Raw genomic sequence first — 24,967 nt, forward strand, 5'->3', positions numbered from 1 at the left:
CCGCTGCGCCTATTCCAGCCCCGCCACCTACGAAAACAACCACACATTCGCTACGCTGCCACAAGCGGCGTAACCACAAATCCCGTGTCCACTACACCGGGGCAAGGCCCCCGAACCGCTCGCGCAACGCCGTGACGGCGCTGCGCGAGCGGTTCGGGGTCAGAAGTTTCCAGTGATGATGGTTTCTGGATGCCGGCCCCGAGGTTGTGACCCCGAAATTTCCTGGCCGATCGAGTGCCTTTCATAGGACCTGTCGAGCCTCGGACCGGCGCCCACCACACATCAACCTCGGGCGTCCGCACGAAGGGTGTGACCTAATAGGAGCGTGCTCGTCCGCGGCCCATCACTGGCCTGTCCACCCTTCTCCTAACGGCGCCCGGTCAACGAGAGGAACCAGCCCCACATGGCGCGCAGCAAACGATCCATCATCGGCGGAGTCGACACACACACGGCAACACATCACGCCGCGGTCATCGACCTCAACGGCCGACTGATCGACGATGCCGAATTCCCCTCCACACCTACCGGTTACGCATCGATGCTGACATGGATGCGCGGGAAGGGGAAACTTGGCCAGGTCGGCGTCGAAGGAACCGGCGCCTATGGGGCCGGGCTGGCTCGCTACCTGCACGATCAAGGCATCGACGTACTCGAAGTACCTCGACCTGACCGACGCCTCCGCCGCCAACGCGGCAAGAGCGATCCGATCGAAGCCATCCGGATGTTGCGCGTCACCCGCAACGGAGCAGTCAAGGCCCGCACCGCCGCCCTCAACACCCTGCGCTCGATGGTCATCACCGCCCCCGAGTCGTTGCCCACCCAGCTGCGGCCCCTGTCAAAAGCGCAGCTCGTCACTGCCTGCGCACGTCTGCGGCCCGACCTGGCCAACCTCGCCGAGCCCGTCCAGGCCGCGAAACACGCGTTGCGGTCGATAGCCCTGCGGGTTCAACATCTCGACATCGAAACTCGCTCTCTACGAAAGCAACTGGACGAGCTCACCCAAGCCGCCGCACCGGCCACCAGCGCCGTGTTTGGGCTCGGCCCAGACACCGTCTCGGCGCTACTGATCACCATCGGTGACAACCCCGACCGGCTACGCAGCGAAGCCGCGTTCGCCCACCTCTGCGGTGTCGCCCCGATCCCAGCATCGTCGGGCAAAACCAACCGACACCGGCTACACCGAGGGGGCGACCACGCCGGCAACAGCGCGCTACATATCGCCGCCGTCGTACGCCTTCGCTACGACCCCCGCAGCCGGGCCTACGCCGACCGCCGAACCACAGAGGGCCTGTCCATGCCCGAAATCATCCGCTGCCAGAAGCGCTACCTCGCCCGCGAAATCTTTCACACGCTCCGCGCCGACTACGCCAAAATCAGCACTTGACATCTATAGGAGCGTCCGCCGAAATCTCCTTGAGCATGTCGATGTCGAGGGCCTGGTTGGCAACCAACTTCTTCAGCCGGGCGTTCTCGGTCTCGAGTTCTTTGAGCCGTTTGGCCTCGTTGGCCTTCATGCCGCCGTACTGGGCCAGCCAGCGATGCCACGTCGACTCAGCGATCTCCAGGTGCCGGCACACCTCACCCAGCTCCTGGCCGGTCCCGAGGAGCTTGTTGCCCTCGGCCAACTTGCGGATGATCTGGTCCGGCGTATGCCGCCGGCGCTTATTCGATGCCATGTCGTCGTCGATTCTTCCTGCCCAAACACTCGGGCAACAGAGTCTCACAACGACTGGACCACTACGACGGGCTCACCTCATTCGGCCCATTCGTCGTGTTGTTCGGCCAGGACGGCGCCAACGAGGCGGATCAGGGCGTTGCGGTCGGGGAAGATGCCGACGACGTCGGTACGCCGTCGGATTTCCTTGTTGAGACGCTCCTGGGGGTTGTTCGACCAGATCTGGCGCCAGATCGCCTTGGGGAAGGCGGTGAACGCCAGCAGGTCCGCGCGAGCGTTCTCGAGGTGCTCGGCGACCTTGGGCAGCTTGTCGGCGAGGGCGTCGATGATCCGATCATATTGGGCACCAACGGATTCGGCGTCGGGCTGGTCGAACACCGAGTGCAGCAGGGTCCGCACCCACGGCCAGGACGCTTTCGGGGTGATAGCCATCAGGTTGGTCGTGTAGTGAGTGCGGCAACGCTGCCAGGCCGCCCCGGGCAGGGTGGCGCCGATCGCAGCTACCAGCCCGGCGTGGGCGTCGCTGGTGACGAGTTTGACCCCGGTCAGGCCGCGGGCGGTCAGCGACCGCCAGAACGCCAGCCAGCCGGCGCCGTCCTCACCAGTCGTGACGTCGATGCCCAGGATTTCGCGGTAGCCCTCGGCGTTGACCCCGGTCGCGATCAGAGCATGCACGTTGACCACCCGGCCGCCCTCGCGGACCTTCAGGACCAGGGCGTCTGCGGCGACGAAGGTGTACGGGCCGCCGTCCAGCGGCCGACTCCGGAAGGCCTCCACCGCGGCGTCAAGTTCCTTGGCCATCACCGACACCTGCGACTTCGACAGACCGGTGATGCCCAGCGTCTCGACCAGGCGATCCATCCGACGGGTGGACACCCCGAGCAGGTAGCAGGTAGCCACCACCGTGGTCAGGGCCCGCTCGGCACGCTTGCGGCGTTCCAGCAGCCAGTCCGGGAAGTAGGACCCCTGGCGCAGCTTGGGGATCGCGAGATCCAATGATCTTGCGCGGGTGTCGAATCGGCGCTGCCGATACCCGTTGCGGGAGTTGATGCGCTCGGCACTGCGTTCCCCGTACCCCGCGCCACACAGGGCATCGGCTTCCGCACCCATCAGGGCGTGGATGAACGTGGCAAGCAGATCGCGCAGCACGTCGGGATGGGCGGTGGTGAGTCGTTCGGCCAGCACCGTCGGCAGGTCGATATTGTGGGCAGTGGTCATCGCGTGTTTCCTTTGCTCGAGTGACTTTGGTCGGTCTCTCGAAGAATCACGCGATGACCTTCAATCACTCGGCTACGACACGCCGGTGACTCCGATCAGCTCCGACTCGTACACCACTCTGCTGGACGCAACCTTGCTCTCGAACACCCCGCCCGGTTCCGGCGCCTACAGTCACAGATTCGGGAGGTCGTGCCAGAAAGCCGTTTCCTGGTACAGCGACAGCCTGTCGCAATGGGCTGCTCGCCGCCACCGAGGATTCCGACACCTTAGCGAGAAGCCACCGTCCTACACGGTGTTGAGAATACCTAGTCACCGGTTCTCACATCCGACCCAAATCACCGACTTCCTACAGGCGGCTGTAGGCACATGGTCGTACGAGGCCAGTACGCATAGCACGTCATGGTTGATTAACGGTGATATGATTTCGTTAACTACCGTTACACAAGCGTGAAGGTTCCCACAATGACCACAGATGAGCTCGACCAACTCCTCCTAGACCGCTTCAACTTGCACCGCTCCGACCTGATCGCGGCACTCAAGACCCTCCCCGCGCATCGGCCGTGGGCGGCCACTCTCACCGCCGACGAAGCCCAGCTACTCGACGACGTCGGCTTCACCGAAGACCCAGAAGCGTACGCGGAGATCGCAGCCGACGTGACCGCCCACATGGCCAGGCTCTACAGCACGGCCTACACCGCCGCCGAGGTCAGAGAAGGACTGAGCGTCAACGATTCCCGCGTGCGGCAGCGCCGCCTCAACCACACGCTATGGGCGATCAACGACGGCGGCACATGGGTATACCCCGCGATTCAGTTCGAGATCGTCGACCGCGACAAACCACTCAAGCTCAAGCAGGTCCGCGGCCTCGACGAGGTGCTACCGGCCCTGCTCGCCAGGGAGCTGCACCCCACTGCGGTAGCCGGCCTTCTCATGACCCCGCAGCCCGATTTGCGAATCGATGGTCAACCGAAGTCGGTGCGGGAGTGGCTGTTGCACGGTGAATCCGTCGAGCCCGTACTCGGACTGATCGAGATCGGCGAATGGGCGGCGACTTGACCGTCGACCCCATGCTGCCGGGCCCTCCGCCACCGCACGTACTGCGTTCGCTCGGTATCGACGATGACGAGATGCGCGCGATCGACGTCGACGAGATCTGGTGGCGCGCCCATCGCACTGAGGGCGCGCACATACTCGCGTGGAACGCATTGCGCACTTTCGGGCCGGTGCTGCGGTTCGATCCTCACCCCTTCCCCAAAGGGGTACATGTGCAGCATGGCGTTTGGTACGGAGCCTCAACCCCGTGCGCTGCACTCGGCGAGGCCTACCAAGTGGACCGGACAATTGACCGTCAACGCGGCCGCCCATATCTAACGGGTTTGTCATTCACCCGCTCACTCATGGTCCTCGACCTCGCCGCTGACAGCCAGGGAGCGTGGGCCACACGCGCCGGCGGCACGTTCGCCATCTCCACAGCCCCGCATACCGTGACTCAGCAGTGGGCGCGGCACATTACAGAGGCGTTCCCCGATCTGGACGGCCTGCGGTACAACAGCCGATTCGCTGGCGACCCATGCCTAGCACTGTTTACACCGGCCACATCTGCGATGCCGGCGCGGCCGAGAATATCGCTGCCCCTGACCCATCCCGATCTAGCCGGCCGCATCGCCAGCGCTGCGAAACGTCTCGGCTATGGCGTGGTTTGACAGAGGATGCGGTGGGGATTCCCGACGCCCACCGCGGCAAGTCGGCGCCGAGGAATCCGACAGCCTAGTAACAATCGGCGACCGACACGTTACTGAGAACGCCGAGGTCGGATTGGTCAGGTTCCGACACATTCACTGAATTCCTACACTCGCCTTAGGAAATCGCGGGATGGTGTCCAAATCCCCCTTTCGTGTCCACGCCGCGGGAAACCAGCTCAAGCCTCCTCGACTTTGGCGACACCTCATTGAGAAGGCTGATCCGAGAGCGGGGTAGCGGCGGCGACATCACTCAGCTACGGCGCTCCTCGGCGCCGGAGAACCGGACGTGAGCATCGAGCCCGCGGGCGCCGGTGAGCGAGCGGGGTATCAACTCCGCAGTGGCTCCGCTGACGCGGGCGAGCCGGGCCACGATGGCAAGGCCCAGCCCGCTGCCACCGGTGTCGCTGCTGCCGCGCCAGAACCGGTCGAAAGCCCGCACACAGTCCTCGGCGGACATACCCGGGCCCTCGTCACGGACATGCACGTCGACAAAATCGGCATCCAAAGCCGGCGCCACGGCCACCTCGATGGTGCTGCCGGGCGGTGACACCGCTAGCGCATTGTCGATGAGATTGTCGATGATCTGTTCGGCGGCCCCCGGCACGGCCAGCGCGGGGGCAGTCGGCGGCGCCGCCACGGCGATCCGCACGTCTGACTCGTCGGCGAGTGGCTGCCATTGATCAGCCCGTGCTCGCGCCAACTCGGCGAGATCCACCTCTTCCGGTGCGATCCCAGCTTGGGTCCGGCTGAGCATCAACAGTCCATCGATGATGCGTTGCAGGCGAATTGCTTCCTCTTGCGCCGAAACGAGCGTGTCGCGTGCGGCATCCGGATCGGTGTCGAAGAGCTCGGCGGCGCTGTCCAGACGCAATCGCAGCGCCGTCAATGGCGTGCGCAGCTGGTGGGAGGCGTCGGCGGCGAACGCACGTTGCTGGCGCAGCAGATCTTCGAGCCGATCGGCCATCCGGTTGACCGACCTTTCCAGGCTGCGGATTTCGGGTGCCCCGCCGGCGAGGGGGGTCCGCGTGTCCAGCCGCCCTTCGGCTAGCAACTCGGTGGTGCTGCGCAACTGTCGCAACCGGCGCGTGACCGTGCTGGCCATGACGTAGGCCAGCGCACCGGCCAGCAACACCGTGATCCCCGCGACCAGCCACAGCATGGCTAGGTGCCCACGAACTTCATCGGTCACCACCTGTGTCGGGTAGGTCAGCCGCACCGCACCGATGACCCGGTCGCCGCTGACCACCGGAACCGCCACGTAAAGCAGATCGGTGTCGAGGCTGACCGAATGGCGTTGCCCCGTAGCGATTTCGCCCGACAACGCCGTCGCGATCTCGGGGCGCGACCGATACGAGGATCCAGTCGCGGACTGGTCGTCGTCGGAGGTCAGAATGGCGACACCGGCGGAGTTGACGATTACCACCCTGGCCCCGCTGCTTTGGCGGTAGCGGTGCACGTCGGCCGCCACTTGCGGGTTCGGCGCCGTAGCCGCTTCGAGCGTGTCCTCCACGCGGCCGGCGAGCAGGAACGCGTCACGTTCCAGCGCGGTGACGATGCGGTCGCGTTCGACGCGCTGGAGGTAATTGCCGAGCGGGATGTCCTGCACAACCACGACGACGAGCGTGACTGCTGCGAACGCGGCCATCAGCCGCCACTTCAAGCGAGAACCCCGATACGAAAGCCGACACCGCGAACCGCCTCGATCCACCGCGGATCTCCGAGCTTCTTGCGGATGGCCGCCACGTGTGCGTCGAGCGTCTTGGTGGTGCCATACCAATTCGCACCCCACACCTGATGCAATATGTCGGATCGGCGGTAGACCGCGCCCGGGTCCTCGGTGAGGTACCAGAGCAGATCGAACTCCTTCGGCGTCAGGTGCACCTCACGCTCGCCAAGGTGGACGCGCTGGGCGCGGCGGTCGATGTTCAGCGCGCCGAGCGAGCGAGTGGCCGAGGTCCGATCGACGTCGCCGCCGTCCCGGGCGATGACGCGTCGGCCGACGGCACGGATCCGTGCCACCAGCTCGTGCATGCCAAATGGCTTGACCACGTAGTCGTCGGCACCCATCTCCAGCGCTAGAACCCTGTCGATCTCCTCACCGCGGGCACTGACGACAATGATCGGCACCTGTGAACCTGCCCGGATGGCCCGGCACACATCGGTGCCGTCCATGTCGGGCAACCCCAAATCCAGCAGCACAAAATCCGGTGCGGTCCCCGCCACGGCATCAATGGCCTCGGCACCGGTCGCGACGTGGTGGGCGTCGAACCCGGTTCGGATCAGGCCGTCGCACACACCGGCGGCGACCGATTCATCATCTTCGACCACAAGAACCTGCACATGGAGAATTATGGGCTTGCCGGGTCGGCTGCCGGGGGCTTGCGGAGGCGTCCTCACCAAGTACCAACGCAATCTTGGACGTTTCTTGGACTTCGGGCGGACCATCCTTGACCGGCGCAAATCTACTGTGAAGTGATGAGATCGAAAGTAGCGGTGATCGCTTCGCTGCTGTTCGTCCTGGTCATCGGAGCGGCAGCGTTGGCGGTCAATACCAGGATCTTGGATACGTCGCCCCGGCCAGACATTGGTCGCGCCAATGAACTGTTGGCCCCCAACAGCGCGTCACCGACCGCGGCGACCGGCGTGCCTGCAGCTCCGGCCGACCAAACAGCCCCGCCACCGCCGCGAAGCGACGACGGTCCGCGCGACAACCACTACGAATCGGAAGAGCTTGACGATGATTTCGACGACTGATACCGGCCCGCGGCAGTCGCCGGCGCGGCGGTCCAAGATCGTCGCCGGCACGCTGTCCGCAGGGGCGCTGGTCGCCATTGTCACCGGGCTAGCCGGGCCCACACATGACGGGCCGGTCGCGCCGACCAGCACGGGCAATGCCGCCGGCTCGACGCCGACCGCGACCTTCCCGCCCGCCCGGCTGGCGACGCCTGCCGCGGTTCCCGCGCCCGCACCGGCACGCGGCGCGCCAGCTGCTCCCCACGCTGTGTCGAAAGCGTCCGGTGGTTGAGACCGAGGGGCTGCGGGTGCAGTCGGGTCGGCGACCGGCGATGGGCGGCACCGCGGCGGTCACCCTGGTCGGGGGAACACCCGAGCTTCTCGACGACTGCTTCGGGTTGTTGTTCGACCTCGAGCAGGCGTGGAGCCGATTCCTGGAAGGCAGCGACGTGTGGCGGCTGAATTGGTCGCAGGGACTGCCCGTCCGGGTCCGCCCATGCACCGCCCGGCTGGTGAGCGAGTTGATCGACGCGTGGGCGATGACCGGCGGCGATTTCGACCCGACCGTCTTACCGCGGCTCGTGGCCAGTGGCTACGCAACGAGTCGCGTCGATGCGTCCCGGCACACGGCGCTGCCCGACGCCGCAGTATGGCCGGGCGCTGCCGCCGACATCGAGGTGGCAGGGTCGTACATCAGGGTTCCGCTGGGCACGACCCTCGATCCCGGCGGGCTCGGGAAGGGTCTCGCCGCCGAGATGGTCGTCGAGTTCGCGCTCGATCGTGGTGCCGACGGTGCGCTGGCCGAGGTGGGTGGCGACGTTGTGGTCGCAGGGCAGGCACCCGACGGCGCTGCGTGGACCATAGGCATCGAAAACCCGCACGCCCCAAACGAACTACTGACGACGGTTCGACTCAGTAGCGGAGCCGTCGCCACCTCGAGTCGGCTGGTGCGGGCCTGGGCCGGCGCCGACGGTCTCGCACACCACCTGATCGACCCGGCCACCGGCCGCAGCGCAGCCACACCGACAGTGACCTCGACCGTCATTGCCGGCACCGGCGCACGGGCTGAGGTCTTGGCGAAACTCGCCTTCCTCCGCGCACCCGATCCGCTGCTGGCCTGGCTCCCCAGAATCGGCGCCGCGGCGCTGATCGTGGACGCCGATCACGAGCGACGGTACTCGGCGAACTGGGTGGATTTCGCGTGATCGATCCGCATCTGTGGTGGTACGTCACGCGCGCCAGCGGCCTGGTGGCATGGGCGGCGCTCACCGGCTCGGTGCTGTGGGGCGTGCTTCTCGCCACCCGGGTGCTGAGATCCATCGACAACCCCGCCTGGCTGCAGGACCTGCACCGCTGGCTAGGCGGGACAGCCCTCACCATGACGGGGCTGCACATGCTCTCGCTCATGCTCGACAGCTGGGCACATTTCGCACCGACGGACCTTCTCGTCCCGCTCGCAGCGGACTACCGGCCCTGGCCGGTGGCGCTGGGCGTCGTCGCGTTCTACCTGCTCGTCGCGGTCTACACATCGTCGCTGCTGCAGACGAGGATGCCCCGTCGCTTCTGGAAGGCACTGCATTACGGCAGCTACGCGGCGGTGGTGCTGGTGTCCTTTCACGCGGGCTGGTCGGGCACCGACGTCGGCGCGTGGGGGTATCGGCTGGTTGCCTTCGCCCTGCTGGGCCTGACCACCGCGGCCGTGCTGGTGCGGATCCTGACCTCGGCGGGCGATGCGCCGGTTTCCGCTTCGCCGCGACTCCCGGCACCACGAACGATGACCGTGACCGCGACATACCCACTAGCCCGCGACATCGTGGGCATCGACCTGGCATCCGCCGACGGGACCGACCTGCCGATCTGGACGCCGGGTGCCCACCTGACGGTGCACCTACCCAACGGGTTGCGGCGCTGTTACTCACTCTGCGGCGACCCCGCCGACCGGAGTCGATACCGGATCGCCGTGCATCGGGCGCCACATTCTCGCGGTGGCAGCGACTGGCTGCACACTGCCGCGACCCCGGGCACGACCCTGGATGTATCGGGCCCGGACAACAATTTCGCGCTCGAGCCCGCCCGGGAATACCTATTCCTGGCCGGCGGCATCGGCATCACCCCCATCAAGGTGATGATCGAATCGCTTCCAGCGCATCGGAGTTGGCAGTTGATCTACATCGGCCGCAGCAGGGTGACCATGGCGTTCGGCGACGAGTTGGAGCGCCGATTTCCGGCTAACGTGTCGGTGCACGCCCGCGACGAAACCGGCGCGCGACCGGATCTCGCGCGACTCCTCGCCGGCACCACCGCCGCCGTGTACTGCTGCGGACCCGCGTCGTTGACCGAGGCGGTCAACGCCCTTGTGCCGCCCGCGCAACTGCACGTCGAAAGATTCGCCCCAGCAGATCAGTCGACGCAACGTCCGCCCCGCCCGTTTGACGTGACCTGCAGCCGCAGCGGCACACACGTTCACGTCCCGGAGAACCGGTCGTTGCTCGACGCACTCGAGAAAGCCCACATACCCGTCTATTCCTCATGCCGCGAAGGAGTCTGCGGCGCATGCCGAATTCCGGTCCTCGCCGGCCGCGCCGAACACATGGATTCCGTTGCACCTGACGAGGACAAAGACGCAGCAGGAATCATGTACCCCTGCGTCTCTCGGGCGCGCACCCCTATGTTGACGCTCGATGTCTGACGGCCTTGTAGATCTCGAACCACGCGACGCCCGCGCCGACGGCAACGCCCTACCCCTCCGCAAGCCTGCATCACTTCACGCCGGTACCCTAGCGCTCGATTCCCCCAGGGACAGCGACCCAGATCGCGTCGAATAACACTGCAACAGAAAAGAACTCATAGCTAGCTCTAGTTGCGTCAGCGACCGCTACTTTTGACATACTCGTCAGACTTGTCTCAGTTCAGTCAACCTTCAGACAAACAGGACACGTCACGCTACCTATAGACGCATGGGTGCTGGGGCGTACGTGGGTCGAATCGGTGGGCTTGCTGTCGGGCTGGGGATCGGAGCGGCGATCGTCTCCGGCGCCGGATACGCCTCGGCACAGCCGTCCACCTCGTCAGATTCATCGTCGTCATCGTCCACGGCAGCATCCGCGTCGCGATCGCCGGCCCATCACGCCGGCTCGGCGAGAACGGCAAGAACCTCCTCGGCCGCGCGCGCCAAAGCCACGTCCAGCGTCGCCGCGAGCAAGACCGCGTCGCGGGCGACCCTGCGGCACGCACCGCTGATCCGCGTCGGAGCCACCGGGGCCATCAGGCGGGTCCACACGCCGGTCGACGTCCCGACCACGCCGGCCGATTCCCCGGTGACCCTGGCGCTGGCGGCCGCCTCCCGCCGGGAGCCGGTGGCCGGCACACCCGCCACCGCCACCACGACAACGGTGACCACGAACGCCGCCCCTGCGCCGGTGGTGGCCATCCCCCAGACCGCGCCGCTGGAGTTTCTGCAGCACGTGCCGGTCCTCGGACCGGTCGTGGTGATCCCGATCGTGGCGTTCATCCACCAGATCCCGGTTCTCGGTGACGTTCTCCACCCACTGCTCGGTTACCCGGTTGCGCCCGGTGCGTCGCCGAACGCCGCGCAGCCGTTCGACGTCAAGGTGGTCTCGTACGACGGCACGCAGATCTACGTCCACTTCATGCCGGCCACCGGACTGCAGAACGGCGAGCAGGCTCCGACGATCCTGGACGGCCCGGGACTGGGGATGCCCGGCCAGACCAGCATCAACGGCAGTTTCCTGGACGGCGTCCTCACCAACGCGCTGGGTATGCCGAGCATCCTGGACCTGCGCAATGCCGGCTACAACGTGGTGACGTGGGACCCCCGCGGCGAATACAGCTCGGGCGGCACGCTGCAGATCGACTCACCCGATTACGAGGCCAAGGACGTGTCGGCGATCATCAGCTGGCTGGCCACCCAGCAGGAGGTCCAGCTCGACGGCGATCCGGCGAACCTCGATCCCCGGATCGGCATGGTGGGTGCGTCCTACGGCGGCGGCATCCAATTGGTAACGGCGGCAACCGATCACCGGGTCGACGCGATCGTGCCGACCATTGCGTGGAACAGCCTGAACACCTCGCTGTACAAATCCCAGTCCTTCAAGACCGGCTGGGGTTCGATCCTGGCCGGCGTGCTGGTCCTCACGCTGGCGCGCACCAACCCGGAGATCATTCCCGCCAGCATCTACGGCGACCTGACCGGAATGCTGACCCAGTCCCAGCAGGACCTGTTGGCGCAGCGCGGCCCCGACTACCTGCTCGACCAGATCACCGCCCCCACGCTGTTGATCGAGGGCACCGTCGACACCCTGTTCACCCTGGCCGAAGCCGACGCCAACGCCCAGGCACTCATCGGCAACAGCGTCGAGACCAAGGTGCTCTGGTTCTGCGGCGGGCACGGGCTGTGCACCAACGACCCGTTCAACACCGGCGGCGTGCTGATCGAGCAGCGCACCCTCGACTGGCTGGACCGGTACGTCAAGGGCGACATCTCGGTGTCGACCGGCCCGCAGTTCGAATGGGTCGACCAACGGGGCCAACACCTTTCGTCGGCTTCTTACGAACTGACGCCCGGCGACCCGGTCGTCGCGACCAGCACAACGACCAGGACGTTGCCGCTGGTGCCCTTCCTGGGAGCTGGTGGGCTACTCGGCGTGCTGCCCATCGGGTCGGCGCGGGCGATCGACGCGCTGAATCTCACGACGCCGGCCGCCACGACCACCACCTATGTCGTGGGCGCACCGCAGCTCACCTTCACCTACTCGGGCACGGGCAGCGGCAACCACCTCTACGCCCAGCTCGTCGACAACTCCACCGGCCTGGTACTCGGCAATCAGGTCACCCCGATCCTCGTGACGCTGGACGGTGACGAGCACACCGTGAGTGTCCCACTGGAGATGGTGGCCCAGACACTCAAGCCCGGCCAGAAGGTGACCGTGCAGTTGTTCTCCTCGTCGGCGTCGTACCGGGCCGTCGGGTCGCTGGGTGAGCTCACCGTGTCGAGCATGCAGCTCACGCTGCCGACCGTCGATCCAACGAGCGTGACCACGGCGTCGGTATAGCCCTACAGATTCGGATCGCCCCTGCGGGCGTACAACCGAGCCAAGGCCAATTGGGCCACGGCGAAGATCCCCAGCATGCCCCCGACGATCCCGAATGCGCCGTACACGCCCACTCCCGACGAAAACGCCCCGCCGACAGCGCTGTTGACACCCACCGACACCGCGGTCCGGCCGAACTCCGACGCGGCGGTCACCCCGCCGGCGTGCTCGAGCGGGGTCAATTCCTGCCGCCACCGGGTCAGGACCAGCCGGGCGCACACGTTGCCGACCCCGAACAGGAACACCGCGGCGACCATCACCGGCAGGTTCACCGGCATCCACCCCACGGCGAGCACCACCGTCCCGACCACCCCGCCGAACACCCACCCCAGCCCGGTTTTCCGGTGCCGCGTCACCGAATACAGCAGCGCGCCCGCCACCCCACCCAGCGCGAAGGCGGCCCCCACCTGACCGACCGCGGCGGGATGGTGAAGCAGTCCTTTCGCGAAGAACGCACTGAGGATCTTGCGTAGCTCGTAGAGGTGGAACACCATCAGCCCGAGGACGACGAGCAACAGATACGGGTGGGCGAGAACGTATTTCAGGCCTTCCCACGATCCCCCGTGCGGCTTGGCCCCGGCGTCGGCCGACGGATCGGTCCGCTTGGGGATCAGCAGATAGCACGCCGCGGACGCGGCGAACCCGATCGGGATGACGATATGCGCGACGATGCCGGGGGCCCAGAGCATGAGGCCGCCGAGCATCAGTGGACCGGCCACCGCGCCGACCTCGAAGGCCACTTCATACCGGGAGTTGATCCGGTCCAGCAGATCGCGGCGATGGCCGACCATGTCGAGCGGAACGGTGTGCACCGCGGTGTCCACATACCCGCGGACCAGTGCCTCGAGTGTGTAGCAGCACATCACCCAGGGCAGGGTGGCGAACCCGAAGGCCATGGCGATCGGAATGCCGGCCAGCACGACGCCCCGAAGCAACGTCGAGAAGACCAATACCAGCCGGGCGCCGAACCGATCGGTCGGCCAGCCACCGAGGTAGGTGCCGAGCATGTGGACGGCGGTGCCGAATGCCGTGAAGAACGCGGCGGTGCCCAACGATCCGGAGAGATCGGCGACCAGCAGAGGCTGGGCCAGATGCACGGCGCTGTTGACGATCTGGGTGACCAACACACCGCTCAGCAATCCCCCCAGGCGGACCGAATCGGTATCGGCCCTGGTCGAGATCACGCGATCAGTGCTTCGGCATGTGATCGAACGCACCGTGGCCGACGGCGAGGGCGGCGGCCAACAGCAGCGTGGCGATGATCCAACGCCCGTGCACCTTCATGATGCGTTCGTAGCCCTCTTTGATCTGGCCGGCGGCACCCGGCCGGACGATTTCGATGACGGTCGGCGCCACCGCGGGGATGACGGCGATCGCGGCGAACACCACGACAGCTAGGGTGCGCTCGCCCCGAGCGCTGATGTCCAGGATCTGATGCCCGGCGGCGATGGCGATCGGGAACACCTTCGGATGCAGGCCGCACACCGCGAACCCGGACAGCGCGGCCCGGACGATCCGCTGCCGGACCGTCAGATCCGCTTCCGGGTTCAGCGCACGGGCCACCGTGGGGAACCGCTCGACGACCCGGGTCCGCAGCGGGTTCGACCGCTGTTCGGGTTTCGAGACGTCGGCGATCGGCTTGTGCCGGATCGCGCCGATCGCGCGGCGGATACCGATCGCCAACAGCGCCGCCGCGATCAGCAGGCGCACGATGAAACCCGGCCACGAGGTGTGGTGCGCGCCCGCCACGGCGCCGCCACCGGTCAATGCCGCGATCCCCACACCGATACCGGTGGCGAAGGCGATGCCCGCGATCGCCCCGGCCGAGAAGGCGAGGGTCGCCTGCCGGGGAACCTTCGTGTCGCTGGCGATGACCAGGCCCAGGACCAGGGTCTCGGGGCTGAACAGCAACGCGAGTGCGAGGGTGGCGATCACCGCCAGGTGGGTGGCCACCACCTCACCCCAGCAAGCTGTTGACGAAGTCCTCGGTGCCCTGCTTCCACGCGATCACGAAGTCGCCGACGTCGTCGCGACTGATGTCCAGGACCGGGCAGAACATCCCGGCTCCGCCGCCGACGAAGAAATGCGGTGACCCCACCACGCCCCGTTCGCGACCCTCGGCCCAGTCGGCCCGTACGGCAGCCGAAGTCGCGTCGGCGTCGAGGGGTTCCAGGCCGAACCGCTCGGCGATGGGGGCGACGACCTCCGGCAACCCGATGTCGAGACCCTCTTCGAACACCGCGTCACGCAGCGCGATGCCCACCGCTTCGCTGAGCGTGGCGTCATCGGCCCGGTCAGCGGCGGCGGTCAGCGCGAACGCGGTCATCGAGGTGGTGGGAAAGGTGTCGGCCGAGAAGCCGGCGAAGAGATCCGGGCGCACCGAGGCGCGCAGGGCGGCGACCTCCGTGCCGATGTGGTGTGGGTCCAGCGGCTTGCCGTTGATCAGCTCGAGCGGCCAGGCGCGGATACGCAGCCGCGGCTCGGTATGCCCGAGCTGGGCGCGCCGATCGATCAGGGTGTGCAGCCCGGCATGGGTGAACGGACACAGGACATCGGCGAAAACCTCAACCGTGCGCATTGCGGCAGGCTACCCCAGCCGACCACGCCGGGCACCGGCTCTATCCGGCCACCCGGCCCGAAAGCTGGCGCGCCACCTCGCCGTAACGTTCGAACCGCTCGCCGTCTCCCAGCGCGTTGTACAACACGATGCGGGTCGCGGTTCCCTGGTATTTCGCGGCGAGCGCGTCGGCCAGTCCGTCCCAGGTCGACTCGGTGGCGAACGCGGCGATATGGTCGTCGGTGATCTGGGCGGCCATCCCGGGCACGTCGCCGGATTTCTGCTTCTCCCGGATCCGTGCCGTGGTGCCCTCGAAGCCCGCTTCGTCCCAGATGAACGCGTAGTTGGGGGTGCTCCCGTAGAAACTCATGGAGAACCGCACCCGCTCCCGCTCGGCCGCGCGTTCGGAGTCGGTGTCGCCGACGATGGTCATCACCGGCACGATCAGCGCGATATCGGACGGCGAGCGCCCTGACTTCGCCGCTCCCTCGGCGACTTTGGGCACCACGTGGCGGGCCAGATACCCGGGTTCGCCGATCGGATGGACGTGCACACCGTCGGCCACTTCACCGGCCATCCGCAGCATCCACGGGTTCACCGCGGCGATGTCGACCTTGGGGTCGGGCGCTTCGATGGGACCAGCACTCCACTGCGGAGTGATGAAGTCAAGGTCGTAGAACTCACCGTGGTGATCGAGCGAACCGGTGCGGAATGCGGAGAAGCAGGCCTTGACGGCCAGCACATAGTCCCGCAGCCGCGGGCCCGGACGTTCGAACGGCATGCCGTAGCGCCGCGTGACGTGAGTGCGCACCTGGGTGCCCAGCCCCAGCCGGAAATGCCCGCCGGTCGACTCCTGAAGTTCCCACGCGGTGGCCGCCGTGACGAACGGGCTGCGCGGGAAGGCCACCGCTACACCGGTTGACAGCTCCAGCCCCGGCGCGGCCTGCGAGGCCACCGCCGCGTTGAGGTAGGGAGTCCGGCCGGTCTCGGTGAACAACATTCCGGAGAAGCCCACCGCCAGTGTGCGCTGCGCCAGGCTGCCGATCTGTCCGAGCGGAAGCGCGGTGGTCATGACGTCGACGTCCACCAAACGGATAGTAACGGGGTGTCGGATTCGCCATCCGCGGACTCGTCCCCGCTCTACTCTGTGACACAGCTGTGCAATAGCTGGGAGCCGATCGGAGACGACGATGACGACGATCAAGCAGGTATGTCTGGGAATCGCGGTGGCCGGCGTGGTCGCCGGCACCGGTTCGGCGGTCGCGACCGCGGTGGCCTCCGCCGATTCCGGATCACCGGGCGGGCAGGGCTCGGCCAAGTCGTCGAACTCGACGTCGTCGGGATCGACCGCCCGGTCGCGCAGGCCGGCCGTCAAGTCCGGCGGCCTGGCCACCGGACCGCGCCGCACCGTGATCAAGGGCGCGCCCAGCGCCGCTGCGACAGGCACACCGGCGCCCGCGGCCACGGTGAGCGCCCGAACGGTACGGCGCACCATCACTCCGATGAAACTCGCAGCGGCGCTGCCCCTTCCGGCCCCGATTCCGGCGCCGCCGCTGCCGCTTGCTCCAGCCGGCAGCGGCGCCACCGGCTACTCCTACCGCGCCCGCAGCGCCAGCGCGACGGTGGTGACCGTCACCAACGACGCGGCCGACCCGACCGATGTCCACGTGCTGGTGCTCGGCGTGGACGGCACCAACCTGCGCCGGGTCCTGGCCCAGCCCGACATCAACGTGAACTTCATCGACCTGATGAACGACAGTGTCACCGGGGTCGCCAGCATCGTCGGGCACACCACGATCTCGAACCCGTCGTGGACCGCGATCCTGACCGGGGCCTGGGACAACCAGACCGGCGTCATCAACAACATCTTCAGCGCGGACACCTACGTGAAGTGGCCGACGGTGTTCAACCAGCTCGAGTACTACGACTCCGACATCGACACCATGGCGATCGCGGACTGGGACGTCATCACCGATATCGCCGGCGCCGGCCTCTACCCGGCCGACACGGTCACGTTGGTGCCGCAGGTTGCCGGCGACAGCAACTGGTCGCAGACCGACGCCGAGGTCACCGCGCAGACGGTTGCCGCGATCGAGAGCGGTGATCCGCCGAACTTCCTGTTCTCCTATCTGGTCCAGGTCGACGAGGCCGGCCACCAATACGGCGGTGCGTCACCGCAATACGCGGAAGCCATCAACCGCACCGACACCAATATCGGCGCGATCATGGACGCGGTGATGAACTCCGGTGAGAACTGGACGGTCATCGTCGTCACCGACCACGGCCATCAGCCGCAGCTCGGCTTCGGGCACGGATTCCAGTCTCCCGACGAGACGGCGACGTGGGTGATCGCCTACGGCGCCGGTTTCGACCCGGGGCAGATGAACCTGTCGTACTCGATCGTCGACGTCACGCCCACCGTCATGGACCTGTTCGGCGGGCCGCCGCCGGCGGGCTCCGACGGGGTGTCGCTGACGACGCTCGGGTCCAGCCAGGTCGACCCGGCCGATCTGCAGCAGGCACTCCAGGACGCGATCGCCATGAACGGCTGGCCGGATATCGCCACCAATGTGGCGCTCAGCGTGCGGACCATCTTCGCCAGCATCCCGTACTTCCTCGATGGCGGCATCAGCAGCCTCACCGCGACGCTGCAGGACATCGCCGAGGCGAACATCTTCCTGATCAGCCAGCTGGCCGCGGTGTCTGAGGTGGTGGTGCAGGTCGCCGGTGACGCGCTGGTCTCTGCCACCGGAGTCGTCGCCGAACTGGTCGCGTGGATGACGGGGGTGGACATCTTCTCACCGGGACATCCGCTGCCCCCGCCACCGGTCGCCACGGAACCGTCCCGCCTGGCGGTCTAACCGTTCCGGACCCCGACGCCGATAGGCCATACTCGCGTCGATGGGTACCTACGCAGTCACCGGCTCAGCGTCGGGAATGGGGCAGGCCGTCGCGGCGAGGCTGCTGGCCGACGGCCACACCGTGATCGGTGTCGACGTCCGCGAAGCCGACGTGGTGGCCGACCTGTCGACACCGGCCGGTCGCCGGGCCGCCGCCGAGGCCGTGCTCGACGCCTGTGGCGGGCGACTCGACGGCGCGGTACTGGCGGCCGGGCTCGGCCCCACCCCGGGCTCGGGGCAGTCGACGCTGATCACCCAGGTCAACTATTTCGGCGTGGTGGAGTTGCTGGCGGCGTGGCGGCCCGCGCTGGCGGCCGGTGAACGGGCCAAAGTGGTGGTGTTCTCCAGCAACTCGACGACGACCATTCCGGCGATACCGCGCCGTGCGATCCGGGCGCTGCTGGCCGGGGATGGCGACAAGGCCGTGCGGACCCTGCGGATCTTCGGCCGCGCCGCGCCGTCGATGGCCTACGGGGCCTCCAAGGTCGCGGTGAGCCGCTGGGTCCGGCGCCACGCGGTGACCCGCGACTGGGCGGGCGCGGGAATCCGGCTCAACGCCATCGCCCCGGGCGCGATCCTGACACCACTGCTGGAAAAACAGCTGTCCACCCCGGCCGAAGCCAAAGTCATCCGCGCCTTCCCGGTGCCGATCGGTGGATTCGGCGACGCCGGCAAGCTTGCCGACTGGGTGATCTTCATGCTGTCCGATGCCGCCGATTTCCTCTGCGGCAGTGTGGTATTCGTAGACGGTGGGTCGGACGCGTATTTCCGTGCCGATGACTGGCCGACTCCGTTGCCGGCCCGGCGGCTGGCCCCCTACCTGTGGCGTCTCAAACGGTTCACCAGCTTCGCAGAGTGAGCGCCCAACGCAGCGCTACGGACGCATCGCGTACGCGCCGTCGAGCGCCTTCACCTGTTGCCACACCCGATCGAAGCGGTCGGGGTCGCTGACCGGCTTGCGCACCGCCGCAAGCGCCCATTCCTGTTGCACCGGAGTCGAACTGGGCTTGCCGTGTAACGCCACCGCATAGGCGGAGAAGTCCCTGACCTGGACATCGAAGATCTGGTCGGTCAGGTCCGGGTCCAGGCCGCGCAACTCCGCCTGCTCCAGGATCAACTGGCCATACACCACCAGCGTGAACAGATGGCCGACGACCAGCATGAAGTCGAGGTCGCGCTGCTGCTCGGCATCCGGCGCGGCGGTGGCCAGCAGCTGCTGCAGGGCCCGCGCCTGCTCCAGGAAGCGAGCCACATTGCCGATCGTCGAAGCCTTTTCATACACCGGAACCCAGTCGGCGAACTGCACCTTCGACGCCCCACGGGCCGGGCCCTGCGACCAGAAGAACACGTCGTCGGCCGGATCGTCGCGAGTCCCGATCTCCGGGTAGGCCGCGGGACTGAAGAGATAGTTGGGCATGAACTTCAGGATCTGCGCCACGTTGACGTGCACGGTGCCTTCCAGTCGCGGCAGCGCACCGATCAGGTCCTTGACTTCGGCGAAATAGGTATTGCGTTCGAAGCCCTTGGCGGCCAGCACATCCCACAGCAGCCTGACCACGTTCTCGCCCTCGGAAGTCACCTTGGCCTTGGTCACCGGATTGAACAGCAGATAGCGGCGGTCGGAGAGGCTGGCGCTGCGGAAGTAGTCGATCGCGCGGTCACTGAACAGCTTCATCGCGATCAGCCGGGCGTAGGCGTCGACGAAACCGGCCCGCACGTGCGGGAAATCGGTGACCGGGTTGCCGTAGAGGATGCGATTGTTGGCATGGGTGATCGCCTCGTAGAAAGCGTGCTCACACATCCCGATCGAGGCGGTGCACAGGTTGAACTTGCCGACGTTGACGGTGTTGAGGGCCACCGAGAACGCCTCCGGCCCGGTGCACAGGATGTCCTCGGTGTGTACCGGATAGTCGTGCAGCGCAAAGTTGCTCACGAACATCTGGCCGTGCACGACGTTGCCGATGAGTTCATAGGCGGGATGCGTACTGTCGGCGACGAACCACACGTACCCGTCGGGTCCGTCGACGTCGGCGCGGCGGGAGAACACCGACACCATGCCCGCCACGTTGCCGTTGCCGATGTAGTACTTCTGACCGGTCGCGCGAAAGACGACCCCCTCGTCGTCGGTCGCGGGTGTCAGGATCATGTCGGTGTTGTAGATGTCGGCACCGTGGTCACGTTCGGACAACGCGAAGGCCATCACGCCGCCGCCGTCGAGTTGCTCGGCGGCGCGTTGCTTGGCTTTGACGTTGTCGCTCTGCCAGATCGGGCCGAGCCCCAGGATGGTGACCTGCTCGGCGTACCAGTACGCCAGGCCGTAGAAGCCGAGGATCTCGCTGAGCGCGGCGTTGCGGGAGGTGTCCCAGCGTTTGTCGTCGTCGCCGAGACCGTACTCCGACGGGGTGAGGAAGGTCGCGAAGATCCGCTCACGCTTGATGAATTCCAGGAAGTCCGACACCCAGGCCGCATCCAGGTGGTCGTGCAACAACCTGGCCTTCCCGCGCTCCTCGAACCAGGCGATCAGCGCCCGCAGCCGACGCCGGGTCTGCGGATCGAACTGTCGCGGGTCGTAGGTGTTCGGATTGAACAGCAGCCCGCCGGCGTCCGTCATGGCGTGCCCTCCCGTCGTTGAGGCGTCGAATCTAACGCGATCGTGGGCACCGGATGCCGGTTTGCGGGATGCCGGCCAGGCACCGCCCCGCGAGTCACTGGAGTCACTTCCGTCACTGGTTGCGTACCCTGACATTCGACGGCGGGAGTTCGGTGTGCGGATATCCAACGGCGTGAGGGCCGGTGTGGCGGTGGTGTGGCTGGTGGCCGCCGGGGCGCTGGGGGCCGGATGCAGCAACACCGTCGACGGCGCCGCCCAGTGCCCCGGCTGTGGTCAGGGCGGCGAGCCGGGCTTCCCCACCACCAAGCCGACCGTGTCGCCGCCGACGTCGTCAGTCACTCCAACCCTGCCCCCTCCAGGCGGACAGACACTGGCCCCCAGCGACACCGGCTACGTCTACATCGAGACGAAGTCGGGCCTGACCCGCTGCCAGATCAACGCTCGGACGGTCGGCTGCGAATCGGACTTCACCAACCCGCCCGTCGTCGACGGCGCCCCCGCCAACGGGGTCGAGGTGACCGCCAGCGGCAGCGTCCGCTGGATCGTCGGCAACCTGGGCGACATCCCGACCACCCAACTCGACTACACGACATACCACGCGGTCGGCTGGACCATCGACGCCAGCAGCGACGGAACCCGGTTCACCAACGACGGCACCGGCCACGGACTCTTCATCAGCACCGAAGGGGTCGAGGTTTTCTAAGCTGGCGTCCATGGATTTCCGTGTCTTCGTCGAACCCCAGCAGGGCGCCAGCTACGCCGACCAGCTCGCGGTGGCCCAGGCCGCCGAATCCCTCGGCTACTCAGCGTTTTTCCGCTCCGACCACTATGTCGCGATGAGCGGAGACGGGCTGCCCGGGCCCACCGACTCCTGGGTGACGCTGGCCGGCATCGCGCGGGAGACGTCCACGATTCGGCTCGGCACGCTGGTCACCTCCGCGACATTCCGTCATCCCGGACCGCTGGCGATCTCGGTGGCACAGGTGGACGCGATGAGTTCGGGCCGGGTCGACCTCGGGATCGGTGCGGGCTGGTTCGCCGAAGAACACCTCGCCTACGCGATCCCGTTCCCGCCGCTGGGCGAGCGGTTCGAGCGACTCGGCGAGCAGCTCGACATCATCACCGGGCTATGGACCACCCCGGCGGGCCAGACCTTCGACTACGACGGCGCCCACTACACCGTCAAGGACTCCCCCGCGCTGCCCAAGCCGGTTCAGGACCCCCATCCGCCGATCATCATCGGCGGCAACGGCGCCAAGCGCACCCCCGCGCTGGCCGCGCGGTTCGCCGCCGAGTACAACCTGGCGTTCCCGGCTCTGGACTTCGTCGGCCCGCAGATCGGCAGGGTGCGCGCCGCGCTGCAGGAGGCCGGCCGCGCGCCCGACGGGATCGTCTATTCGGCGGCGTTCGTGGTGTGCGCCGGACGCGACGGCGCCGAGATCGGCCGCCGGGCACAGGCGATATCCAGGGAGGTCGACGAGCTGCGCACCAACACTCCGCTGGTCGGGACGCCCGCCGAAATCGTCGACCAGATGGGACCTTTCATCGAGGCGGGTGTGCAGCGGGTGTATCTGCAGCTGTTGGATCTGGCCGATCTCGACCACATCGAATTGTTCGCCAGCGAGGTGGTCCGCCAGCTCGCCTGATTGCGGAATGCTGCATCGGCCCTGGCGAGCCCTTTAGCATGGGTAGCCATGCGGAAGCAGGACCCCGCTGGGGGGGAAGTCGACGAGGCTGCCACGCCCGTCCCTTTCGGGGATCCGTTCGGCCCCTATCCCGAGGAGCCCTACCCGGGTTCCGTGCTGGCGGCCGAAGCACCGACCGAGGCGCCGCCGAAATCCGCCACGACCTCCCGCGACGACGACCAGGATCCGCCGACCGACCCCGCGCTGCCCGCCGTCGTCCTCGAGGAGGGTTTCGACCCGTTCGCCCCCGACGCGTTCTGGTTTCCAGAACGGCCCTGGTATCGCAAGAAGCAGGCGACGCTTGCCATGGGCGCCATCGGTGCGGCGGTGGTGGCGATCGTGGTCGCGGCGGTCCTGCTCGCCTCGCTGGACGGCGGTGACGACGGCCGCTCCAAGAACAACCCCTCGGCGACGACCAGCGCACCGACGACCACCGCTTTGACCAGTTCACGGCCGCCCGAACCGCCACCACCGCCACCACCACCACCGGAGAGTCCGCCGTCGGCGCAGACTCAGGGCACCTGGGCGCCGCGGTATCCCCAGTACCCGCAGAACAACGGCGGCCGTCCTCACGTCACCACTCCGCAGACCAGGCCGCCCCAGATCAGCGTCCGCCCCAGCCACCGACCGGCATTCCCGGGCCAGCCCGGCGAGAACTGACCGTTACTATCGGAACCCGTGGCACGTGACGGTTCCGACGACCCGAACAACTACTCCGACACTGACCCGACGCAGTACGCGAACTACGGCGGCACCGGCGGTGAGGCCTACAGCGACTACCAGCAGCCCGGCTACGGCGCCTACCCTCCGCCCGAACCCACCCCGTGGTATCGGAAGCCGGCGGCGCTGGTCGGCCTCGGGGTGCTGACCGCGATCATCCTGGCCTTTCTCGTCTACGCCATGGTGAAGTTCACCGGCAGCGGCGGGTCGGGCCCGGCCACCACGACGTCCCCGGCGACCCCCACCACGGCGACATCGGTGACGGTCGTCCCTGGGCCCGGCGGCACCACCCAGACGGTGACGGTGTCCCCGACCGAGACCCCGACTTCCGAAGAACCCACCACCACAACGACGGAGTCGCCGGTCACCACGACCACCGAAGCCCCGTCGACCAGCACCAGCACCAGCACCAGCACCAGCACCTCGGTGAGCACGGTTACCGAGACGGTGACCTCGACGCAGCGAGTGCTGCCGACGTTCCCGCTGCCGCGCCCGGGCGGCGGTGGCGGCGAGTAGCCGTCAGCTGGCGTACATCGCGACCAGCGCCTCGGCGCTGCGCACGGCGCCCCGGCACGCCCGGGTGGTGAACGGGTCGTTGAGCGGGTGTTCCGAGCGGCGGCGCCAGCGAAGCGCGGCGGCGAAGGCGGCCCGTGGCCCGTCGTCGGGGGTTTCGGCGGTCAGGCCGAGCCTGCTCGCCGGGTCGGTCCCGGACCCGCCGATGATACGGCGCAGCGACACCATCTCGTCGTCAGTCAAAGTCGTTGGGCGCGAACGAAGTTGACTGAGCAGGCGAAGTTCTTCGAAGGCGTGGGTGTCGGCCAGCAACGGGTCGATGTCGGCGATGATGTACGGCGTCGCCGTGATGGGATGCCGCTCGACGAACCGGCGCAGCGTGACCAGCGCGGTGTGCGCCTTGAGCAGCTCCGATCGCTGCGCGAACTGCTGGTCGATCACGTCACGCAGCGCGACCAGCCCGCTGCGTTCCAGCAGCTCGTCGGCCAGTCGAACGGAATCGCTGACCCCCGAGCGCAGTACCGCGATGGAGATCCGGATCCCGAACATGCCGAACCGGTCCAGTAGTTGCGCCCGGGTCGGCGCGTCGACCGGCAGTGCGCTGTCCGCGCGGACGAATCGGTCGACGGAAAGCATCGCCTTGTTCAGCTCGCCCACGTCGACGGCCGCCAGTTTCTCCAGCGCCGCGAACTCGCTCTGCCGCAGCGTGCGTGCGGTCAGCGCCAACAATCCCGAGACCGGCACCACCGCCTGGCAGATGCCGGTCCGGTCCAGCTCGCTGGTGAATCGCTGCGCGACGTCCTTGGCCGACAGCATCGCGTCGAGACGGCCGGCGCCGATCTCGTCGGCCCGCGACGCCACCCCGATCACACCGAGGGCCCCGGAAGAACCGCCGACCAGCTCGCCGATCTGCTGGAGCAGGGCGATGTCGGCGGCATTGAGCGTGCGCAGCAGAAATACCACCGCGTCGACCCGGGGCACGCCGTCCTCGGGCACCAGCAGCCGCAACGTGCGTTCGGAGACGTCCCGCGACAGCGAGGAGGTGCCGGGGGTGTCGATGATCGTGGCGTCGATCAGCTCGGCGGCCGGCCACTCCACGTCGAGGTCGACGATGTCGTTGGCGTCGAGGCGACCGAAGTCGAAGGTCAGGCCACCGTCGCGGGCGATCGGCACGTTCGAGCGCCGCCCACCGACGTGGTTGGCGGTGACCTTCGGGATCGGCCCGTGCCGAAACCACGTGACGATGCGGGTGGCCTCGGTGGCATCGGTGGGCGCGATACTCTCCCCCACCAGGGCGTTGACCAGGGTGGACTTACCTGCCTTGAGGGTGCCGGCCAATGCGATGCGAATGGGCTGGTTGAGCCGTCCGGCGATGCGGTCCAGTTCGCCCCACACATCGGGCCGCTCGCGGTAGGCCGGTTCGCCCTGGTATGCGCGACGGGTGCCGCTCAGGATGGCGCGAACCTGATCGCTGGTGCTCATCGAACGACGAGTCTACGGTT

At 67.3% G+C, this 24,967-nt stretch carries 23 protein-coding genes and 2 pseudogenes; 14 read left to right on the top strand and 11 right to left on the bottom strand.

Features of this window, described 5'->3' with window-relative positions:
* The first annotated feature begins 403 nt into the window (after nucleotides 1–403).
* The gene (locus ORI27_RS26545) at nucleotides 404–1,384 is read left to right on the top strand and encodes a transposase (protein WP_266000147.1); all 981 of its coding nucleotides are present in this window, start codon (nucleotides 404–406) and stop codon (nucleotides 1,382–1,384) included.
* Between the two features lie 16 nt (nucleotides 1,385–1,400).
* Here the strand turns inward: ORI27_RS26545 and ORI27_RS26550 are convergent.
* Both ORI27_RS26550 and ORI27_RS26555 read right to left on the bottom strand, forming a co-directional pair.
* A pseudogene (locus ORI27_RS26550) lies at nucleotides 1,401–1,676 on the bottom strand (transposase); the annotation flags it as partial.
* An 80-nt stretch (nucleotides 1,677–1,756) separates the two neighbouring features.
* A pseudogene (locus ORI27_RS26555) lies at nucleotides 1,757–2,893 on the bottom strand (IS256 family transposase); the annotation flags it as partial.
* Nucleotides 2,894–3,355: 462 nt separating this feature from the next.
* On the opposite strand from ORI27_RS26555, the gene ORI27_RS26560 reads away from it, so the two are divergent.
* Nucleotides 3,356–3,949, top strand: a complete 594-nt coding sequence (locus ORI27_RS26560; protein WP_266000146.1) for a DNA-binding protein — start codon at nucleotides 3,356–3,358, stop codon at nucleotides 3,947–3,949.
* Nucleotides 3,934–4,596 (top strand): RES family NAD+ phosphorylase, encoded by a 663-nt coding sequence (locus ORI27_RS26565; protein ID WP_266000145.1) that lies wholly within the window; start codon nucleotides 3,934–3,936, stop codon nucleotides 4,594–4,596. The genes ORI27_RS26560 and ORI27_RS26565 overlap by 16 nt, the downstream gene beginning before the upstream one ends.
* A 289-nt stretch (nucleotides 4,597–4,885) precedes the next feature.
* Here ORI27_RS26565 and ORI27_RS26570 read toward each other — a convergent pair whose 3' ends face one another.
* Nucleotides 4,886–6,280 (bottom strand): ATP-binding protein, encoded by a 1,395-nt coding sequence (locus ORI27_RS26570; protein WP_266000144.1) that lies wholly within the window; start codon nucleotides 6,278–6,280, stop codon nucleotides 4,886–4,888.
* A gap of 11 nt (nucleotides 6,281–6,291) precedes the next feature.
* Nucleotides 6,292–6,975: a response regulator transcription factor gene (locus ORI27_RS26575; RefSeq protein ID WP_266000143.1), complete on the bottom strand. Its 684-nt coding sequence runs from the start codon at nucleotides 6,973–6,975 to the stop codon at nucleotides 6,292–6,294.
* A 135-nt stretch (nucleotides 6,976–7,110) separates the two neighbouring features.
* Here ORI27_RS26575 and ORI27_RS26580 point away from each other — a divergent pair, with 135 nt between their 5' ends.
* Genes ORI27_RS26580 through ORI27_RS26595 form a run of 4 tightly spaced genes read left to right on the top strand, consistent with a single transcriptional unit; the run spans nucleotide 7,111 to nucleotide 10,057 of the window.
* A complete protein-coding gene (locus ORI27_RS26580; RefSeq protein WP_266000142.1) occupies nucleotides 7,111–7,389 on the top strand; it encodes a hypothetical protein in 279 nt (92 codons plus the stop codon).
* Complete coding sequence (locus ORI27_RS26585; RefSeq protein ID WP_266000141.1) at nucleotides 7,373–7,660, top strand: hypothetical protein; 288 nt, start codon at nucleotides 7,373–7,375, stop codon at nucleotides 7,658–7,660. Before ORI27_RS26580 ends, ORI27_RS26585 begins: the two co-directional genes overlap by 17 nt.
* The gene (locus ORI27_RS26590; RefSeq protein ID WP_266000140.1) at nucleotides 7,653–8,573 is read left to right on the top strand and encodes an FAD:protein FMN transferase; all 921 of its coding nucleotides are present in this window, start codon (nucleotides 7,653–7,655) and stop codon (nucleotides 8,571–8,573) included. Before ORI27_RS26585 ends, ORI27_RS26590 begins: the two co-directional genes overlap by 8 nt.
* Nucleotides 8,570–10,057, top strand: a complete 1,488-nt coding sequence (locus ORI27_RS26595; protein ID WP_266000139.1) for a 2Fe-2S iron-sulfur cluster-binding protein — start codon at nucleotides 8,570–8,572, stop codon at nucleotides 10,055–10,057. Before ORI27_RS26590 ends, ORI27_RS26595 begins: the two co-directional genes overlap by 4 nt.
* Before the next feature lie 435 nt (nucleotides 10,058–10,492).
* Here the strand turns inward: ORI27_RS26595 and ORI27_RS33050 are convergent, their stop codons facing one another.
* The gene (locus tag ORI27_RS33050; RefSeq protein WP_323055675.1) at nucleotides 10,493–10,798 is read right to left on the bottom strand and encodes a hypothetical protein; all 306 of its coding nucleotides are present in this window, start codon (nucleotides 10,796–10,798) and stop codon (nucleotides 10,493–10,495) included.
* Here ORI27_RS33050 and ORI27_RS26600 point away from each other — a divergent pair.
* On the top strand, nucleotides 10,761–12,440 hold the full coding sequence (locus ORI27_RS26600; RefSeq protein WP_323055676.1) for a CocE/NonD family hydrolase: 1,680 nt from the start codon (nucleotides 10,761–10,763) through the stop codon (nucleotides 12,438–12,440). The two genes, ORI27_RS33050 and ORI27_RS26600, sit on opposite strands and share 38 nt — an antisense overlap.
* Nucleotides 12,441–12,442: 2 nt before the next feature.
* On the opposite strand, the gene ORI27_RS26605 is transcribed toward ORI27_RS26600, so the two are convergent.
* Genes ORI27_RS26605 through ORI27_RS26620 form a run of 4 tightly spaced genes read right to left on the bottom strand, consistent with a single transcriptional unit; the run spans nucleotide 12,443 to nucleotide 16,123 of the window.
* Nucleotides 12,443–13,663 (bottom strand): MFS transporter, encoded by a 1,221-nt coding sequence (locus tag ORI27_RS26605; protein ID WP_266000137.1) that lies wholly within the window; start codon nucleotides 13,661–13,663, stop codon nucleotides 12,443–12,445.
* A gap of 4 nt (nucleotides 13,664–13,667) precedes the next feature.
* On the bottom strand, nucleotides 13,668–14,432 hold the full coding sequence (locus ORI27_RS26610) for a GAP family protein (protein WP_266000136.1): 765 nt from the start codon (nucleotides 14,430–14,432) through the stop codon (nucleotides 13,668–13,670).
* A 4-nt stretch (nucleotides 14,433–14,436) separates the two neighbouring features.
* The gene (locus ORI27_RS26615) at nucleotides 14,437–15,057 is read right to left on the bottom strand and encodes a DsbA family oxidoreductase (RefSeq protein WP_266000135.1); all 621 of its coding nucleotides are present in this window, start codon (nucleotides 15,055–15,057) and stop codon (nucleotides 14,437–14,439) included.
* A gap of 40 nt (nucleotides 15,058–15,097) precedes the next feature.
* Nucleotides 15,098–16,123, bottom strand: a complete 1,026-nt coding sequence (locus tag ORI27_RS26620) for a TIGR03617 family F420-dependent LLM class oxidoreductase (protein ID WP_266000134.1) — start codon at nucleotides 16,121–16,123, stop codon at nucleotides 15,098–15,100.
* Nucleotides 16,124–16,226: 103 nt separating this feature from the next.
* On the opposite strand from ORI27_RS26620, the gene ORI27_RS26625 reads away from it, so the two are divergent.
* Both ORI27_RS26625 and ORI27_RS26630 read left to right on the top strand, forming a co-directional pair.
* Nucleotides 16,227–17,897: an alkaline phosphatase family protein gene (locus tag ORI27_RS26625; RefSeq protein ID WP_266000133.1), complete on the top strand. Its 1,671-nt coding sequence runs from the start codon at nucleotides 16,227–16,229 to the stop codon at nucleotides 17,895–17,897.
* 40 nt (nucleotides 17,898–17,937) lie between these two features.
* Nucleotides 17,938–18,795 (top strand): SDR family oxidoreductase, encoded by an 858-nt coding sequence (locus tag ORI27_RS26630; RefSeq protein ID WP_266000132.1) that lies wholly within the window; start codon nucleotides 17,938–17,940, stop codon nucleotides 18,793–18,795.
* Nucleotides 18,796–18,810: 15 nt separating this feature from the next.
* Here ORI27_RS26630 and ORI27_RS26635 read toward each other — a convergent pair whose 3' ends face one another.
* Entirely contained in the window at nucleotides 18,811–20,547 is a 1,737-nt protein-coding gene (locus ORI27_RS26635) for an acyl-CoA dehydrogenase family protein (protein ID WP_266000131.1), read from the bottom strand.
* Between the two features lie 154 nt (nucleotides 20,548–20,701).
* Between ORI27_RS26635 and ORI27_RS26640 the strand changes: the two genes are divergently transcribed.
* The 4 genes from ORI27_RS26640 to ORI27_RS26655 are packed head-to-tail and all read left to right on the top strand — an operon-like array spanning nucleotide 20,702 to nucleotide 23,468.
* Entirely contained in the window at nucleotides 20,702–21,250 is a 549-nt protein-coding gene (locus ORI27_RS26640; protein WP_266000130.1) for a hypothetical protein, read from the top strand.
* Nucleotides 21,251–21,260: 10 nt separating this feature from the next.
* Nucleotides 21,261–22,193 carry an LLM class F420-dependent oxidoreductase gene (locus ORI27_RS26645; protein WP_266000129.1) on the top strand — a complete coding sequence of 311 codons (933 nt, stop codon included), beginning with the start codon at nucleotides 21,261–21,263 and terminating at the stop codon, nucleotides 22,191–22,193.
* Nucleotides 22,194–22,241: 48 nt separating this feature from the next.
* Nucleotides 22,242–22,892 (top strand): hypothetical protein, encoded by a 651-nt coding sequence (locus tag ORI27_RS26650; RefSeq protein WP_266000128.1) that lies wholly within the window; start codon nucleotides 22,242–22,244, stop codon nucleotides 22,890–22,892.
* A gap of 18 nt (nucleotides 22,893–22,910) precedes the next feature.
* Nucleotides 22,911–23,468, top strand: coding sequence for a hypothetical protein (locus ORI27_RS26655; RefSeq protein ID WP_266000127.1), 558 nt, complete (start codon nucleotides 22,911–22,913; stop codon nucleotides 23,466–23,468).
* Between the two features lie 3 nt (nucleotides 23,469–23,471).
* On the opposite strand, the gene ORI27_RS26660 is transcribed toward ORI27_RS26655, so the two are convergent.
* Entirely contained in the window at nucleotides 23,472–24,947 is a 1,476-nt protein-coding gene (locus ORI27_RS26660) for a dynamin-like GTPase family protein (RefSeq protein WP_266000126.1), read from the bottom strand.
* Nucleotides 24,948–24,967: the final 20 nt, after the last annotated feature.

Origin of the sequence: Mycobacterium pinniadriaticum (assembly GCF_026242045.1) — a bacterium.
GTDB classification, from domain to species: Bacteria; Actinomycetota; Actinomycetes; order Mycobacteriales; family Mycobacteriaceae; genus Mycobacterium; species Mycobacterium pinniadriaticum.